Source organism: Thermostichus sp. MS-CIW-23, assembly GCF_054059455.1.
Genome location: NZ_JBSSCC010000049.1, coordinates 1 through 16,764, shown reverse-complemented (window position 1 = coordinate 16,764; position 16,764 = coordinate 1). Strand labels below are relative to the sequence as shown.

General features: G+C 59.4%; 16 protein-coding genes. 5 read left to right on the top strand and 11 right to left on the bottom strand.

Annotated features, from left to right (window positions below; genetic code table 11):
• The first annotated feature begins 220 nt into the window (after positions 1–220).
• Entirely contained in the window at positions 221–1,954 is a 1,734-nt protein-coding gene (gene purH, locus ACVW0B_RS12955) for a bifunctional phosphoribosylaminoimidazolecarboxamide formyltransferase/IMP cyclohydrolase (RefSeq protein ID WP_457491885.1), read from the top strand.
• Between the two features lie 66 nt (positions 1,955–2,020).
• On the opposite strand, the gene ACVW0B_RS12950 is transcribed toward purH, so the two are convergent.
• From ACVW0B_RS12950 to ACVW0B_RS12935, 4 genes are all read right to left on the bottom strand, one after another.
• Positions 2,021–2,752, bottom strand: coding sequence for a transporter substrate-binding domain-containing protein (locus ACVW0B_RS12950; RefSeq protein ID WP_414399948.1), 732 nt, complete (start codon positions 2,750–2,752; stop codon positions 2,021–2,023).
• A 79-nt stretch (positions 2,753–2,831) separates the two neighbouring features.
• The gene (gene rplT / locus ACVW0B_RS12945) at positions 2,832–3,188 is read right to left on the bottom strand and encodes a 50S ribosomal protein L20 (RefSeq protein WP_011434388.1); all 357 of its coding nucleotides are present in this window, start codon (positions 3,186–3,188) and stop codon (positions 2,832–2,834) included.
• A 133-nt stretch (positions 3,189–3,321) separates the two neighbouring features.
• Positions 3,322–3,522: a 50S ribosomal protein L35 gene (rpmI, locus tag ACVW0B_RS12940; RefSeq protein ID WP_011434387.1), complete on the bottom strand. Its 201-nt coding sequence runs from the start codon at positions 3,520–3,522 to the stop codon at positions 3,322–3,324.
• 128 nt (positions 3,523–3,650) lie between these two features.
• The gene (locus ACVW0B_RS12935; RefSeq protein ID WP_457491884.1) at positions 3,651–4,883 is read right to left on the bottom strand and encodes a class I SAM-dependent methyltransferase; all 1,233 of its coding nucleotides are present in this window, start codon (positions 4,881–4,883) and stop codon (positions 3,651–3,653) included.
• Between the two features lie 72 nt (positions 4,884–4,955).
• Here ACVW0B_RS12935 and glcD point away from each other — a divergent pair, with 72 nt between their 5' ends.
• A complete protein-coding gene (gene glcD, locus ACVW0B_RS12930) occupies positions 4,956–6,467 on the top strand; it encodes a glycolate oxidase subunit GlcD (protein WP_457491883.1) in 1,512 nt (503 codons plus the stop codon).
• Between the two features lie 61 nt (positions 6,468–6,528).
• On the opposite strand, the gene ACVW0B_RS12925 is transcribed toward glcD, so the two are convergent.
• The 5 genes from ACVW0B_RS12925 to ACVW0B_RS12905 all read right to left on the bottom strand — a co-directional run bounded on the left by ACVW0B_RS12925 (position 6,529) and on the right by ACVW0B_RS12905 (position 12,457).
• Positions 6,529–8,415 (bottom strand): AAA family ATPase, encoded by a 1,887-nt coding sequence (locus ACVW0B_RS12925; protein ID WP_457491882.1) that lies wholly within the window; start codon positions 8,413–8,415, stop codon positions 6,529–6,531.
• 123 nt (positions 8,416–8,538) lie between these two features.
• Entirely contained in the window at positions 8,539–9,228 is a 690-nt protein-coding gene (gene hypB, locus ACVW0B_RS12920; protein WP_457491881.1) for a hydrogenase nickel incorporation protein HypB, read from the bottom strand.
• Between the two features lie 35 nt (positions 9,229–9,263).
• Positions 9,264–9,833, bottom strand: a complete 570-nt coding sequence (locus ACVW0B_RS12915) for a phycobiliprotein lyase (RefSeq protein ID WP_011434381.1) — start codon at positions 9,831–9,833, stop codon at positions 9,264–9,266.
• A gap of 1,063 nt (positions 9,834–10,896) precedes the next feature.
• Positions 10,897–12,090 (bottom strand): RNA-guided endonuclease InsQ/TnpB family protein, encoded by a 1,194-nt coding sequence (locus ACVW0B_RS12910; protein WP_457491880.1) that lies wholly within the window; start codon positions 12,088–12,090, stop codon positions 10,897–10,899.
• 70 nt (positions 12,091–12,160) lie between these two features.
• Positions 12,161–12,457 carry a hypothetical protein gene (locus ACVW0B_RS12905; RefSeq protein WP_011434379.1) on the bottom strand — a complete coding sequence of 99 codons (297 nt, stop codon included), beginning with the start codon at positions 12,455–12,457 and terminating at the stop codon, positions 12,161–12,163.
• Between the two features lie 214 nt (positions 12,458–12,671).
• On the opposite strand from ACVW0B_RS12905, the gene ACVW0B_RS12900 reads away from it, so the two are divergent.
• From ACVW0B_RS12900 to ACVW0B_RS12890, 3 genes are all read left to right on the top strand, one after another.
• Positions 12,672–12,914: a Ycf34 family protein gene (locus tag ACVW0B_RS12900; RefSeq protein ID WP_011434378.1), complete on the top strand. Its 243-nt coding sequence runs from the start codon at positions 12,672–12,674 to the stop codon at positions 12,912–12,914.
• Between the two features lie 146 nt (positions 12,915–13,060).
• The gene (hemF, locus tag ACVW0B_RS12895) at positions 13,061–14,074 is read left to right on the top strand and encodes an oxygen-dependent coproporphyrinogen oxidase (protein ID WP_457384036.1); all 1,014 of its coding nucleotides are present in this window, start codon (positions 13,061–13,063) and stop codon (positions 14,072–14,074) included.
• 39 nt (positions 14,075–14,113) lie between these two features.
• Positions 14,114–14,809: an alpha/beta hydrolase gene (locus ACVW0B_RS12890; RefSeq protein WP_457491879.1), complete on the top strand. Its 696-nt coding sequence runs from the start codon at positions 14,114–14,116 to the stop codon at positions 14,807–14,809.
• Between the two features lie 227 nt (positions 14,810–15,036).
• Here ACVW0B_RS12890 and ACVW0B_RS12885 read toward each other — a convergent pair whose 3' ends face one another.
• Together ACVW0B_RS12885 and thiD are read right to left on the bottom strand one after the other, a co-directional pair.
• Positions 15,037–15,603, bottom strand: coding sequence for a GDYXXLXY domain-containing protein (locus tag ACVW0B_RS12885; RefSeq protein ID WP_457491878.1), 567 nt, complete (start codon positions 15,601–15,603; stop codon positions 15,037–15,039).
• 26 nt (positions 15,604–15,629) lie between these two features.
• The gene (gene thiD, locus ACVW0B_RS12880; RefSeq protein WP_457491877.1) at positions 15,630–16,496 is read right to left on the bottom strand and encodes a bifunctional hydroxymethylpyrimidine kinase/phosphomethylpyrimidine kinase; all 867 of its coding nucleotides are present in this window, start codon (positions 16,494–16,496) and stop codon (positions 15,630–15,632) included.
• Positions 16,497–16,764: the final 268 nt, after the last annotated feature.

The window sequence follows — 16,764 nt, the reverse complement described above, 5'->3', positions numbered from 1 at the left end:
GTCAGGGCTTGGGTCATGGTTCTATCATAACTTCCGCATTCCTCCCGACACTGACCCTACGGGTACAGTGCGGGGCTCCTGCGATTTCTAGCTGAAGATTTGTCTGAACCAGGTGGCTGGACAAGAGGGTCCAGCTTTCGGGGTATGCTGTGAGAGCGCTGGGCTGGGTATCCCGGCCAGCTTTTTCCTCTGGGCCCTTCTCTACTGGATAACGCCTCCAATGCCCCTTGCTACTGCGCAACGCTGTCGCGAACAGGATTCTGTACCGTTGGCTTTGTTGAGTGTATCCGACAAAACCGGACTGATCCCGCTGGCCCAGTCCCTCGTGCAAGAGCATGGCTTTCAACTGCTCAGCAGTGGGGGAACCGCCAAGGCGCTCTCAGAAGCTGGGATCCCGGTCACCCCTGTCTCTGCCCACACTGGCGCGCCGGAAATCTTGGGGGGAAGGGTGAAGACGCTGCACCCCCGCATCCACGGCGGCATTTTGGCCCGCCTGGAATGCAGCGAAGACCGGGCAGACCTAGAGGCGCTGGGGATCCCTCCCATCCAACTGGTGGTGGTCAACTTCTACCCTTTTGAACAGACAGTGGCCCAGGCAGGAGTGTCTCTGGAGGAAGCTTTTGAGCAGATCGATATCGGCGGGCCCACTTTGGCGCGGGCGGCAGCCAAAAATTATCCCTACGTTACGGTGCTGACGGATCCCAGCCAGTACCCCCAGTATTTGCAACTGCTCTCCGGGGCCTATGGGGAAACAGAGCGGCTGGCGTTTCGCTTCCAGTGTGCTCGTCGGGCCTTTGAGCAGGTGCTGGCCTACGACCGCGCCATCGTCACCTACCTGGCTCGCCTGGAGCTAGCAGGTCCCTCCCAGTCCTCCGCAGCTGCCGCTGAAGACAGGTTTCAACTGCAAGGGATCCCTTGGCGAACCTTGCGCTATGGGGAAAATCCCCATCAAGCTGCCACTTGGTATGTGACGGATCCGGCTGCCCCCGGCTGGCACCGGGCTAAGCAGTTGCAGGGGAAGGAGCTGAGCTACAACAACCTGCTGGATCTGGAGGCGGCCCGTGCCCTGGCGGCAGAGTTAACCTTGTTACTCCGCAATGCTGATGCGACGCGGCCCACTGACGGGAAGGGCTCTGTGTCTTCTGGCTCTGCTCGGAGGGAGTTCTTGCAACCTGAACAAGCGGTGGCGGTGGTGGTTAAGCACAACAACCCCTGCGGGGTGGCCATTCGCCCATCGCCGGCTGCCGCCCTCGAGGCTGCCCTGGCTGCTGATCCAGTTTCGGCCTTTGGGGGCATCGTCGCCCTCAACCAACCCTTGGACGCAGAGACCGCCCGACGGCTGGTGGAGCCTTTTTTGGAGTGTGTGGTGGCTCCCGATTGCACTCCAGAAGCGGCTGAGCTACTGTCAGTCAAAAAGAACTTGCGGGTCTTGATCTTGCCGGACTTGTGTGTGGGGCCTGCCCAAACAATCCGCACCCTGGCCGGGGGCTTTCTGGTGCAAGACGCCGATTCACCTGTTGCTCTGCAACGCTGTCGCGACCAGGAACCGACGCAAACCGACAGCCCCCCTTCTTGGCAAGTGGTCACCCAGCGCCAGCCCACACCGGAGGAGTGGGCGGATCTGGAATTTGCCTGGATAGTCTGCAAACATGTGAAATCCAACGCCATTGTCGTCGCCAAGCAGAGGCAGACGCTCGGCGTCGGAGCCGGACAAATGAATCGGGTGGGAGCAGCGGAGATCGCTCTCCAGCAGGCGGGATCCCAAGCAGCAGGAGCTGTTTTGGCCAGCGATGGCTTCTTCCCCTTTGCCGACAGCGTGGAGATGGCTGCCCAAGCAGGGATCCGCGCCATCATCCAGCCGGGGGGGAGCATCCGCGATGCCGATTCCATTGCTGCTGCCAACGCTGCCGGTATTGCCATGGTTTGCACCGGCATACGTCACTTTCTGCACTGAGCCCGCCTTTCTGCTCAAGAGAGAAATCTTCCCAAGAGAGACAAAGAGTAGGGAGTATCCTCAACTTTAGGGCAACCCCCAGGCTCTGGCCCGCTCTGCCAGCCAGCCCTCAGCCCGCAAATTCTCCAGTTCTCGGCGCACCCGCAGCCGCAATTCGGCGTGCTGCAGCCCCTTGGGCATGGCAATGCCCAGCCCCACCGTTGCCAAGGGGGATCCCAGAAATTGAAACTGTGGCTCCGCAGCGCTTTCGCGACGGGGATGCTCTGCTAGCCACCCTGCCAGCACCGAGCGATCTGCTGCCCACCCCTGCACCGCCCCTTTCAGGAGCAGTTCCGCCCCTTCTCGGTAGGAATCGACAGGCACCAACTCCACCCCTGGCAGGTATCGATTCAGCAGGGGAATGGCGCTGGAACCGCGCAAGACTGCAACGCGACCGCCCCGCAAGTCCGACCAGCTTTCCCAGTTGTGGGAACGAGCCACAACCAAGCTGGGGCCATCCTGATAGTAAGCAGAAGTGAACTCCACCTGGCGCGCCCGATCCGGGGTAATGCCGATCTGAGCAATGGCCAAATCCACCTGGCCGTCAGCCAGCACCTGCAGCCGCTCTACATTCGAGACCGGCACCAACTCCACAGCCTCTGCCGAGCCCAACAGCCGGGATCCCAGCTCACAAGCCAGCTCGATCTCAAACCCCTGCAGATCCCCTTGGGGAGTGCGAAACCCCAGCGGCCTCAAGTTGTCTTTTACGGCAACGCGCAGCCGTCCAGAATCCACAATCTCCGGCCAAGGACGAGCCACAGTAGGGATCCCTCTCCCCAGGCAGGCGAGGGCCAGAATGGCTGCCAGGAAGGACTTCTGGATAGCCGTCGGAACCTCCTCAGGAGGCGCGAGACTGGCGCGCTGCCTCCACCACCTGGGTAAAGGCCTCTGGATCCAGGAAAGCCAAGCGGGCCAACATTTTGCGGTTGAGCTGGATATTGGCTTTTTTGAGACCATCGATGAACTCGTGGTAACGCAGGCCCTGGGCACGGGTGGCCGCGTTGATGCGGGTAATCCATAGGCGACGAAAATCCCGCTTCTTGCGGCGGCGATCCCGGTAGGCGCTGCGCAAAGCCTTCATCACCTGCTGGTTGGCGGTGCGGAACAGCTTTGAACCAGCTCCCCGAAAGCCTTTGGCCAGCTTGAGGATCTTTTTGCGGCGCTTGCGGGCGACATTGCCCCGTTTGACTCTCATGGCAGTAACTCAATAGGAACTTGAACAAACTCAAACTGAAGGGTAGAAGCACTCCGTCCTGCTAACGGGATCGGAACTGCTGTCGCCAATGCCAGCCCCTGAAATCTTCTTGCCGGCGCGAGCGGGATCCCGGCTAGTGGGTGTTGGGCAACATCAGGCGCACATTGACCACATCCCGCTTGTCCACCAGGGCCACACCGGCCAATTTGCGTTTGCGCTTGCTGGTTTTGTGCTCCAGCAAGTGGTTGTGCCCGGCCCTGCGACGCATAAACTTGCCGCTGCCGGTCAGGCGGAAGCGCTTGGCTGCTGCCTTGCGGGTTTTGATTTTGGGCATGATGGTAACCCCAGAATACGCGGGGCCAGAGCTAAAGGTCACAGCCTTCTAGCATAAGCCATAGAAGAACAAGAGGGCAAATGCCAAGGTTCGTCCCGCTGAGGCAAGGGAAAGGGGTCGAGAAACTCTCAGGAGACTGAGTTTTGAGGCTCCAGCAGCAGCACTTGCCAGCGCAGCAAGCGTTGCAGTTGCTCAAAGCTCAGGGGGCACTCTAGGCCAGCCTGGATCTCTTGGACGGTGCGGATCCCGTCCACCTGTTGGAGAAAGGCGAAGGCTTCTTCGCTCAGGGAGATGGCTTCGTAAGCATAGTTGAAAATGCTCCGCCCCGGCCACAAGCCCAGGCAGGGGCTAAGGTGGGCGATGGCTGATGCTACACTTTCCGGGCTTGTCCATTCCCAGCAGCGGATGGGGGGCTTACCGAGAAACAGCTCGTAGTGGGCCACCACCGGATCCAGCAGCTCGATCAAGCGATAGCGTTCCGGCTCTGGCAGTTGAGCAGCTTGCGCCAACAGCGCTTCATCCTGGCCCAACACCCGCTCCAGCCGCCAAAACTCTGGGTTGGAAAAGCCTAAAAACTGCAGTCCGGAAGCCCGGATTAATTCAAACAGAGTCTCGATGGTGTAATTCACTTCCTGGGGGTGCAGGTACATATCGGCGAAGCATTCATCGTCCACGTTCTCAATGGCCCAGCGGGCCCGTTCTTGCTGCTGGATGCGGTTGGTTTCCGGCAAGATCTCGAAAAGGCGGCGGCCCACCTGGAGACCCCTCTGCAATTGCTCTGCCGAGGTGAAGGTTTGGTGTTCAGAACCTGTTACCAGCAGGCGGATGGCCTTTTGCATGAGGCGGATTTCGTGGCGGCCCAGCTCACCATACACAAACAGGTGCAAGAGCCCGCCGGGAGCCAATTTGCCGGCCAAAGCCTGCAGCCCCGCCACGGGATCGGGCAGGTGGTGGAGCATGCCCACGCAGTTGATGAAGTCAAACTGCCCCGGCAGCTGGTCGATGTCGTAGACGTTGAGCTGGCGAAACTGCACCGGCGGTGCCTGGGAAGCCCGACAACGGGCCTCGGCAATCTCCAGGGCGCGGCTGCTCAGATCAAAGGCCCAAATTTCTGCGTTGGGGTTTTGGTGGGCAATGTATTCCGTTCCCACTCCCGAGCCACAGCCGGCATCCAGAATGCGCACCCTGCGCCGACCCGGATGGGATCCCGTACAAAAGGCATGGGCCTGGGGCCAACTCCAGCGCCAATTCCACCCTGGCGGGGGAACAGTGCCGACGGGCTGCGGGGGGAAAGGGTAGAGCTCGTAGAGCTGCCGCACTTGGTTGAGGATTTGTTCGGCGCTGGGGGAGTTGGGCTGCATGGACTATCTGTTGGAGCCAGCAAGACTATAGTGACAATATCCCCCTCCCAAACTCCTGCTGAGCCTACTGTTATGAAAGTGCTTCGCACTGCCAGCGCAAAAACTTCTTCTCATCCTCTGCAAACCGGCCTCACCTTCGACTGGATTAGGCTGACGGCTGAGCTCAAAAAGATTCTGGATCCCCAGCGGGTGATCAACAAGCCGGAGGAGCTGCTGGTTTACGAATGCGATGGGCTGGTCAGCTACCGGCAAAGGCCGGCGCTGGTGGTGTTGCCTCGCACAACAGAAGAGGTGGCGCAGGTGGTGAAGCTGTGCAGCCGCTACCAGGTGCCCTTCGTGGCGCGGGGATCCGGTACGGGCCTCTCAGGGGGAGCCCTGCCGGTGGAAAATAGCGTCGTCATCGCCACCACCCTGATGAAGCAGATCCTGGAAATCGACCTGGACAACCGCTGCATGGTGGTGCAGCCGGGGGTTATTAACACTTGGATTACCCAGGCCGTGGCCGCCCAAGGCTACTTTTATGCGCCGGATCCCTCTAGCCAGTCGGTTTGCTCCATCGGAGGTAATGTGGCGGAGAACTCCGGCGGTGTCCACTGCCTCAAGTACGGCGTAACAGCCAACCACATTCTCGGCCTGACGGTGGTGCTGCCGGATGGGGAGGTGGTGCGCTGGGGAGGCAAGATCCCGGAGATGCCCGGCTACGACTGGGTGGGGCTGTTTGTGGGATCCGAGGGCACCCTGGGCATTGCCACCGAGATTACCCTGCGCTTGCTCAAGGCCCCGGCTCAAGTGCAGGTTTTGCTGGCAGACTTTGACAGTGTGGAAGCGGCGGGATCCACCGTCTCCGACATCATTGCTGCCGGGATCATCCCCGCCGGCCTGGAGATTATGGACAACTTCAGCATCAATGCCGTGGAGGATGTGGTGCAGTTGGGCTACTATCCGCGGGATGCGGCGGCCATTTTGTTGGTGGAGGTGGATGGGCTGGAACTGGAGGTGGAAGAAGCCAGCCAACAGGTGAGGGCGCTGTGCTTCAAAAATGGGGCGCGACAGGTGCAAGTCGCATCCGACCCGGAAGAGCGGGCGCGGGTGTGGAAAGGACGTAAGGCAGCATTTGCCGCCATGGGCAAGCTCAGCCCCAACTACTATGTTCAGGATGGGGTGATCCCCCGCAGCCAGCTAGCCTTTGTCTTGAAGGAAATCGAGCGCCTCAGCCGTGAGTACGGTTATCCGGTGGCCAATGTGTTTCACGCTGGCGACGGCAATCTGCACCCCTTGATCCTCTACGACGAGTCGGTGCCGGGATCCCTGGAGCAGGTGGAGAAACTGGGGGGCGAGATCCTTAAGCTCTGCGTGCGCTTGGGGGGCAGCATTTCCGGCGAACATGGCATCGGGGCAGACAAACGCTGCTACATGCCGGAAATGTTTACGCCTGCGGATCTGGAGAGCATGCAATGGGTGCGGCAGGTGTTCGACCCCCAGCACATCGCCAACCCCGGCAAGATCTTTCCCACCCCCCGCACCTGCGGTGAGTCAGCCCACGCCCACAGCCAACCAGAATGGCAAGGGATCCCAGTCTTTTGATTTTGAAAGTTTGAAGGTGCTCCGAACCGCTGGCGTGATGGGAATAGCCCTCAGGCTGGGATCAGCCGGCTTGGCGTTGCTGCTGCAGCTCGGCAAAGGCTCGACAGAAGTCTTCCTGTTGGATGACCAGGGTTTTGGCATCCACCGTCTCGGAAGTGGCGCGGTGGCGGCGGATGGCGGCAATGGCGGCGCGGTTGCTGAGCAGGGCCAGGTCGGCACCACTCCAACCTTCGGTCTGCTCGGCCCACCCCTGTAAGTCCACATCAGGCCCCAGGGGACGCTTGCGGTTGTGAACGGCCAAAATTTCCCGTCGCCCGCTGCGATCCGGCAGCTCCACGCTCAGGTGCAGCTCCAACCTGCCGGCCCGGGTGAGGGCGGGATCCAAACTGGCTTTGCGGTTGGTGGCGGCCACCACCAACACCCCCTGGCTGGGGCGGATCCCGTCCAGCTCTGCCAGCAGCTGCCCCAGAACGCGGTCGCTGACCCCACTATCCCCGGAGTAGCTTCCCCGCGCCGGGGCGAGGGTGTCGATCTCGTCGATGAAGATGACACAGGGGGCGCATTGGCGGGCGCGGGCAAAAAGTTCCCGTACCGCCTGCTCGGAGGATCCCACCCATTTGCTGAGCAGCTCCGGGCCGGAGACGGCGATGAAGTTGGCCTTAGCCTGGGAAGCGATGGCTTTGGCCAACAGGGTTTTGCCAGTGCCAGGGGGGCCGCTGAGGAGGATGCCCTTGGGCGCTTGGGCCTGAGCCTGCTCGTACAACTCAGGGTGCAGCAGGGATCCCTCGATGGCCTCTTGCAAAATCTGCTTGGCGTGCTCCAGGCCGCCAATTTGATCCCAGCTCACCTGCGGGGATTCAATCTCCACCGAGCGCAGCACCGCCGGCTTCACCTGTTGCAGAGCCTGTTGAAAATCCGCTGCGGTTACCGTCAGGGACTCGGGGATGGGGGATCCCAAATCGGGCACCTGCCGCCGCAAAGCCGCATAGGCTGCTGCCTGGCACAGGCCCCGCAGATCTGCCCCCACAAAGCCCAGCGTCTGATCCGCCAGGCTGTCCAGATCCACATCCTCCGCCAAGGGCATGCCGCGGGTGTGGATGGCCAGGATCTCCCGCCGCCCCTCCCGGTCCGGCACCTTGAAGATCACCTCCCGATCAAAGCGCCCCGGTCGCCGCAGAGCCGGATCCAGAGCCTCGGGCCGGTTGGTGGCTGCCAGCACCACGATCCCCTTTTGGGCCACAAACCCGTCCATCAGCCCCAGCATCTGGGCCACCAGGCGTTTTTCCACCTCCCCCTCGACAGTGGCGCGGTTGGGCACTAGGGCATCGATTTCGTCAATAAACACCAGACAGGGAGCCGATTTGGCTGCCTTTTCAAACAGTTGCCGCAGGCGCGCCTCCGCCTCGCCGTAGTACTTGCCGATCAGCTCCGGGCCGACAATGGCGATGTAGTTCACCCCCAGGCTCTCGGCCAGGGCGCGGGCCGTCAGGGTTTTGCCGGTGCCGGGGGGGCCTACCAACAACACGCCGCGGGGCGGATCCAACCCCAGCTTGGCCAGCAGATCGGGCCGCTTGAGGGGGATCTCCACCATCTCCCGCAGCGCTTGGAGCTGTTCCCTCAGTCCCCCCACATCCTTGAGGCGTGGCCCAGCCCAAGACTCTGGGCGGTCGGCAGAAGTTGCTGGCGGGTCGGGCACAGCGGCCTTGGACGGTTCCTGGAAGCGAACCGCAGACATCACTTGGGGCTCGCTGCTCCAGGGGGGATCCCCCGTTTGGGCAGGGCTGCGGCGGCGAGGGATGGAGCCGGAAGGGGGAATAGAACTGCTCAGGGGACGGGCCTGGATGCGGACTTCGGTTCGCAGTTCTCCACTTTGTTTTTTCTCATCCAGCTTCTGAGCCAGCTCGATCAACTGCTCAATGCCCTGTACAAAGTCACTTAAATTGGCCATAGCCGGGATTTTCCATCCACACAAGTTATCTGCAAATTGACCCGCCAGAGGTGCTAACTCATCCCCTGCCTGGCCAGCTCAGGTGAGGAGAGTTCCACGGCTAGATGCTCAGTATGATACCCTTCACTGCGGCTGCCGTCGGTGTTGGGCAAGGAGAATCTGCTCTCGGATCCAGCCCAGCCAGGGCTCCAGCCCGTCACCCGTCTTGGCAGAAAGACAAAAAATCGGCACAGAAGGGTTGATCTCGCGGATATTGGCCTGGATCCGATCCAAATCCACCTCCAACACAGGAACCAGATCCACTTTGGTGATCAGCAGACAATCCGCCTCTCGAAACATGATTGGGTACTTGAGAGGCTTGTCTTCCCCTTCTGTGACGCTGAGCAGGGCTACCTTGTCGTGTTCCCCCACCTCAAACTCCGCCGGGCAGACCAAGTTGCCGACATTTTCCACCAGCAGCAAATCCAGTTGTTGGGGATCCAGCAGTGCTTCCAATTGCTGCAAGCCCCCGGCCACCATGGCCGCATCCAAATGACAGGCCCGCCCCGTGTTGATGGCAATCACCGGGATCCCGTAGCGACGCAACCGCTCCGCGTCCAGTTGGGTCGTCATGTCTCCCTCGATCACCGCCAGGCGCAGCGAGCCGGCAAGAGCGACCACGGTTTTCTCCAGCAAAGACGTCTTACCCGCCCCCGGCGCGCTCATGAGGTTCAGACAGGTTACTCCCCAGGCATCAAAATGCTCCCGGTTGTGGTCGGCCTGGTGTTGATTGGCGTGGAGCAGGTTAATCCCCAGATCCAAGACTTGGTGCATGGCACAACCCGTGTTGCGGTTGAGGAGAAAACGCTCTAGCTGCGGAAAGAGCTGGATTCGGCCACCGTAGGGGTGGGAGAAGGGCCGACGGAGAGTTTACGCACCTCGGAGCAGAAAGAAGCCATGCTGAAGCCACCGAACCGCTTGACAGTGCTGGCCCGCAGGCGCAAGTTGGGGCTGGCAAACCAAATGCGCTCTTCCGACTCAGTCATCTCATACTGGGTGTAAAGGGTAAGGGCGCCATCGGATCCCATGACATAGGTACCGGCCACCGGTACTTTCTCAGCGTAGCCCTGATCCCGCAGCAACTGCCCGCGCATGGGATCGGTCTCATCGGGGATAGGTACCAGCACCACGTCTCCCTTGTACTCTTCGTTGTCCCACTCCTGCTCGCCATCCCACCGCACCCGCGCTGCTCCCACAGCTCGTCGGGGATCCACCCTGAACAACTCGCAAACCCGGATGACTGCTGGATCGGTTGCCGCAAGGGTGGCAATTTGTAGCCGCGACCTCCCACCCTCAGAGCGGCGAAAAGCCAAGTGATGGCTGGTGCGTTGGCACATCCACTCCCCAGCACTGAGGGCGAAAAACTCCATTACGGTCATCATGGCCGACGCGGATCCTCATCGATGGAACAGGGTTTGCCGATCTTAGCTTGCAGAGCAACTCAACGATTTAGCTAACGGAGGTGCGGGGGCAATCAGTCCTGCGCTCTACCCGCAGGGTAAGCACCGGGATACAGGGATCCCCGCCATACCCCTGAGCGAAATCTGTAGCAAAACCTACTTATGCTGGTGTAACCTACAAGCACCGGATTGATCCAGATGCCTCCCAACAAGCCGCTCGCGTCAGCGGGACGGAGGCCTTGCTGTTGGCGTGGCTGGAGATTGGCCGGGACGTATACAACTACACTTTGCCGGAAATCAACGAGTGGATAGCATCTTGCTCTTGGCCGGTGGACAGGGGTTCCTGGGTGCAGGAGTCCATCCTGTCTGCCGATGCACCGTTCCCTGGGATTAGACTTGTTTTGCGAGCTGGCAGTAGCCAGGGAGGCTGGGGAAGGGAAACTGCCTGTTCAGTCGGTCTGTCGGGGGTTGTAGACCCAGACAAGTGGCGTGGGGCAGGAATGCCCGACCGCGAGGTAAGGACTCCGTCCTGCTGACGGGAAGGGTGGCCCGCGCTCTGTCCACAGGACGAGCGCCGGGAGGATGTCACCATACTCCCCTGCCCAAAGGCAGAGGATTCTGGCTCTTGGTTCCAAGACAGCACTTGCCGTATCGGGTTGCCCCTTTACGACAGCGGTGCCCATCTCCCCAAGCGGGGCAGTTCCCTTCTGCCCTAAGTACCGTTGAAGAGAAAGGGCAAAACCTATTTAGGTTGCTTGCGTAGTCGCCGGACTACCGGGTTTTTTAAGTGGTTGACTACTCTACTACTGGTCTAGAGTACAGCACAAAAGCTGCCGTGAACGGCAGGGCTTTAGACCCAATTCTTTGGTAAAACAATTGCCAATAAAATGCCAATAAAAGGCTACCCGCTTGCTCGCCTTGCAGGGGCCAACTCAAGCGCTAGACCAAGAGAGCCAAGGTTTTTTTAACTCAGCACAGGTGTCTTTGGGGCAAGGGATCCATCCGACAAGCGCCAACCGACTGCCAGTTGTTTCTAAGTAAACTACCCGACCCTGACTGCTTCGCAGTACAGGGCGAGCTTTCGGTAGCCCTGCAGTTGGCAAGCCAACCACGAACCTCTAGGCTGGTTTACAGCAGCCCCCAAAAGCGCAATCACATTCGCACCATTCAAATCCGCATCCCCTTCCCATCCACAGTGTCCACACTTAAACTTCTTTCCACTGCGATAGGATTGCGTAGGATCGGGATGGATGTGCAAACACCGGTGGCAGGTCTGCGACGTGTAGGCAGGCGGAACCAGCACCACAGGTACTCCGGCAATGGCAGCCTTGTAGACCACGAACATCCTAAGCTGGTAGAATGCCCAGTTATTGGTTCTGCGGCGCTCAGCTTTGCTGCGTGGCTGTTGATTGACCCTTTCCCGGATCCCTGTCAGGTCTTCCAGAGCAATAGCGCTGCTGGTAGCTTTTGCCCTAGAGACAATAGCTTTGGAGATGCGATGATTGACCCACGCCTGAAAGCGCCTCTCCTTGCCAGACAGCCGTTGCAACAGTTCTCTGCATCTGCGCCGCGAACTGCGGGTGCCCTTACTGGCTTTGCGTTGGAGTACCGCCCTCAACCGGGAGTAGTGGTCTCGGATTCGGTTCAACTGCTGTCCATTCCAGTTATCCCCCTCTGACGTATGGGCAATATCCGTCCTCCCCAAGTCCACCCCCAGCACTCTGCCCGTGCGTTGCGGTGGGGATGGCTCCGCTTCCACACAGATCTGAATAGAGTAGGAACCGTCTTTACGCTTGACCAGAGTGGCGGATTTGGGGTTGGAGCCTGCCAACTGTTCTCTCTGGTAGCGGCCAATCGCCAGCTCAAAGCGCTCTCGACCCCCAACGGTGGTCAGCGACACCGTCCAGTCTTTCTCGCGAAACGAAAAGATACGGGCATCGTAGGTCGCAAAGCCTCTCTTGAACGCTTTGACCGGACGGTTTTTCTGTCGGGCAACTTTACGGGCACCGGCCAGCCGTCTGCAGACCTGCTGGGCCAGATTACTGGACAAGCCAAACCGAGCGCGAATCTGGTAATAGCAAAGGGACTGGAGTTTGACTGCGTTGACTACTTTTTCTGGTGTGTTTTGGTTGACCCAGTTCAACGCCTGCACAAAGGCATCCATTGTCGCATCCAACTTTGCGGCTTGCGACGGGGACGCCTTGAGCTTGCAGGAGACGGTCAGGACTTGGGTCATGGTTCTATCGTAACTTCCGCATTCCTCCCGACACTGACCCTACGGGTACAGTGCGGGGCTCCTGCGATTTCTAGCTGACGGCCACGGGCGACTTAGCGGCAGCAGCAGCGCGATTTTCCTCTTCCTCAGGAGGGACAACGGCAAACTCGATGTGATTGAGCAGGGTGGTCACGAAGGCGAAGAGCAGGAAAGGCAGGGAGATCACCAAAATCAGAGCAATGGTGAGAAAAGCGTAGAGGGGGCTATTCATCAGGGAGAGGGCAGCGGCCAAGCTGGCAAAGATGACAATCAGCCAAACGATGATCTGGCCGTAGATATCTCCAAAGGAGAGGGTGCAGGTGAAGCGGTAGCGGGTGTGGGTGTTCATGGCAGTTCCTCTGGATAGCCTGGATGGTTCGATCCTAAGGACAGATCAAGCCCCATCCTGAGAAATATGTCGAGATTTTAGACGAGAGACGAGGAGATGCCTCTCTTTGCTAAGAAATATCTCAAGAATCGGCTGAGAAAGAGGGGATCCGCCGTCTGGAAGGAGGCAGGATGCTACCCTCAAGATTGGGAACCGTTTCTTGCAGGCAGCAGCCATGTGTATTTGTATTCACTGCTACTACGTGGATCGCTGTACCACCTACCATGCCGTGGAAGCGCAGCATCAGCAACCTCATCTCACGCTGACGCCGGATTTTGAGCCGCAGGGCCCCCAGATCAATGTCAATATCCGCAATGGGGGCACCGAGATGGAATGGGATGTGGTGGGCTGCCAGAGCTTTCGCGAGGAACGGAACAAGTGGGCGCGACTTCGTCCCTATGAGGCGGTTCCCACGTAAGATCCAAGAGCGGCCTGGATTTCCAGGGAGTTTCTTGCCCGGCCAAGTTAGAACTCTTCAGTTTGGCAGTTCGGCTCTCCCAGTCTGAGAGGTTTGATGGGGGCTGGAGAGGTTTTTGTCGAGTTTCGAGAGATTGGAAGACTATGATGCTGGCCTCAAGCCCTACAGCGCTGCCAGTGGATGCCCGTCAACAGGTGAGCCAATTCATGCAGCGCCTACAAGATGACATCTGTGCCCGTCTGGAGGCCCTAGACGGAAAAGCCAAGTTTCGGGAAGACCGTTGGGAACGCCCTGGAGGAGGGGGCGGGCGCTCGCGGGTCATTCAGCAGGGAGACGTGTTTGAGCAGGGGGGAGTCAATTTTTCCGAGGTGTTCGGATCCCATCTGCCCCCTTCGATTCTGAAACAGCGTCCAGAAGCAGCAGGGCATCCTTTCTACGCCACAGGCACCTCTATGGTGTTGCATCCTCGCAACCCCTATGTGCCGACGGTACACCTGAACTATCGCTATTTCGAGGCGGGGCCGGTTTGGTGGTTTGGGGGCGGGATGGATCTCACCCCCTATTACCTGTTTGAGGAGGATGCGGCCCATTTTCACCGCACCCTCAAGGCAGCCTGTGACCGCTTGGATCCCGTCTACTACCCGGTTTTCAAGATCTGGTGCGATCGCTACTTTTTCCTACCTCATCGCGGCGAGGCGCGCGGCGTTGGCGGCATTTTCTTCGACTATCAGGATGAACGCCCTGGGCTGCTCTATCGGCCCGAAGGTCAGGCGGAAGGGGATCCCGAACAACTGGCTTCTGAGCCACCATCGTTACAGGTGCGGGTGGGACCCCGCAGTTGGGAACATCTTTTCCAGTTGGTGCAAGCCTGTGGCGAAGCCTTCTTGCCGGCCTATGTGCCGATTGTGGAGCGGCGGCAGGGGATGGAATGGGGAGAGCGAGAACGGCAATTCCAGCTCTATCGTCGCGGGCGCTACGTGGAGTTCAACTTGGTCTATGACCGCGGCACGATCTTTGGACTCCAGACCCAGGGCCGCACCGAGTCGATCTTGATGTCTTTGCCGCCATTGGTGCGCTGGGAATATGGCTACGAGCCCCAGCCGGACACGTGGGAAGCTAAGCTCTACCAGGTGCTCCGCCAGCCCCAGGATTGGGCGTAGGCCGGCCATACCCCGTCTCTGCTTCTGAGGATCCGTGGCGTGTTTTCTCCTTTCCCCCTCACCTACCGCGTTCAGCCCCCCCGACAGGGCGGCTTAGGACCCGCGCCTGCGTTGGTAATGCTGCACGGGATCGGCAGCCACGAGGGGGATTTGTTCCAGTTGGCCCCCTATCTGGATCCTCGGTTGGCGGTGATCAGCTTGAGAGCCCCTATTCCTTGGAGTGGAGGCGGGTTTGCCTGGTTTGAAATGGCCTGGACACCGGAAGGGCTGGTGGGGGATCCCCAGCAAGCGCGCAATAGCCTCCAGCTCCTGAGCCGCTTTCTAGAACAGACGCTGCCCAGTGGGATCCCGGGTATTGCCCTGGATCCCAGGCAGGTGTATTTGCTGGGGTTTAGCCAGGGGGCGATCATGAGCCTGTACTTGGCTCTGACCCAGCCGGAGAAGCTGGCGGGGGTGGTGGCAATGAGTGGGCGCCTATCTCCAGAGATCCTGGCCGAGGCGGTGGAGCCGGAGCGGATGAAACACCTGGCCATCCTGGTGGTTCATGGCACTGCTGATGCTGTTTTGCCGATTGCTTTTGGCCGTCAGATCCGGGATTATTTTGCCCCGCTGCCACTGAACTTTACCTATCGCGAGTACGAGATGGGCCATGAAGTTTCCCCGGAGAGCCTGCGGGATATTCAGGTGTGGTTGCAAAATCTATTGGATAGAAGAAATTTGGAAATGAAACCCTAAAGAAGTCTGACTGAAATTGGGATGACCCTAATTCAGGTGTTGAGCAAGGCTGTGCAGCACTTAGCAAGCTCCTCAATGGCACAGCTCCGGTTCTCGCCATCTTCAGGGTTTCGAGGGGCAAGTGATAGGGATCCCTGCCCCATTCAGTTTTCCGGCTCTCCTTCGGGTTCGGATGTCAGAATATAGTGATTAATTGTTAAAGCGTTAAAGCCGGGCAGAATGAGCACTTAGTACCGATGCTCCCCTACCCAGAGGCCGACCAATGCTGCCTTGCCCCAGGGATCCACTTTCACTTCTGCCCGCGTGGCTTCAGGGTAACGCCGAATATCTTCTTCCAAGGCATCTCCAGCTGCTTCGGGAATAAAAAATTCTTCGATTCCCAACTTGAGCTGCTGCCCGTCAAACCAGCCTCGCAGTACTTTCTCTTCAGGCTGCAAATCTTTGGGCATCTCCCGGCTGACACCGATTGCTCGCCAAGGTTGAGTGGGATCCCCTGCGGGGGGAGCTAAGCGCAGATAAAGGATCCCTGGCGTCTCCAATTCAGGTGACCAACCCGGCAGTTGCTCTAGGGTGGAGCGTCGAGCGACGACGTAGCCCAAGGCCACGTACCGGCCCCGCAAAAGGTCATAGGGATCCACAGGGGCCGTTTTCAGGTAGATCGTGGTTCCGACAGCAAGAGTCAGCGCTTGCCGAGCCGGTATCAGCAGAACGATACCCAGCTGCAGCAGTAGGGGTAGCCAAAACCGCCATTTGGGCAGGGATCCCTTCCTAGAAAGATTCAATGGGCCAGCCATAGTAGCCAGAGAGAGGGACTTCTCTCTTATGGCACAGGTTCGCCGATCCCGGACAGAAGCGGGTAGAAGTGCCCCACCGGCCCCTGCCCTGACCCGATGGCCAAAGGATGTCGCAGCGCTTCTGTTACATAGGCTTTGGCCGCCACTGTGGCCGCCAAGGGATCCCTGCCCCAGGCCATCTGTGCTGCAATGGCCGCCGAGAGGGTGCAGCCGGTGCCGTGGGTGTGGCGGGTGGGGATCCGCTCTGTTTTCAGCACTTCCAGTCGCTCGCCATCGAACCACACATCCACCCCCTGCAGTTCCCCCGGCATGCCTCCGCCTTTGACCAACACCGCTCCACAGCCCAGGGTGCGAATCTGCTGAGCCGCCGTTTGCATATCCGCCAGGGACTGCAGCTGCAGCCCCGTTAAAATTTGCGCCTCATAGCGATTGGGGGTCAGCACCTGGGCCAAGGGGATCAGCCGCTCGCGGATGGCCTGAATGGCTTCATCTGCCAGCAACTTTGCTCCCGTGCGGGACACCATCACCGGATCCACCACCAGAGGCCGCAACGTCCAGCGCTCCACCTGACGGGCTACCTCCAGCACGATCTCGGCATTCAGCAACATGCCCGTCTTGATCCCTTGCACCCCAATGTCCTGCACCACGGCCTCAATTTGGGCGGCCACGGCTTCGGGGGGCAGCGCATCCACCCGGCTCACCCCAAGGGTATTTTGGGCAGTCACGCAGGTCAGGGCAGAGGTACCGTGTACCCGTTGGAAAGCAAAGGTGCGCAGATCCGCTTGGATCCCTGCTCCCCCACCACTGTCGGATCCAGCGATGGTGAGGGCGACAGGGGGGTGCTGCTCGGCCAGCAGTGGAGCCGGAGTTGGTTCAGATGCAGAGACAGACATTGGCCAAACGACAAAAATGGGCAAGGGTACCGATAGCCATTTCCATCAATCAATATGAACCATCTCTTTAACGTAGCAATGAAACTGTTGGTTCTCGATTGGTCTGAGACCACTGGGGTATTGGGAAAACTCTTGCAGACGTCTGTCAAGAAGCTGACTAAGAGTGAGTTGTCCTAGGTTGTGTTGATCTTTCATTTGAGCCAAAAGAGAGCACTGACGAGATAGAGAAAACTCAAGAAGTTCCTGGCCAATTTGTCAAAACGAGAAA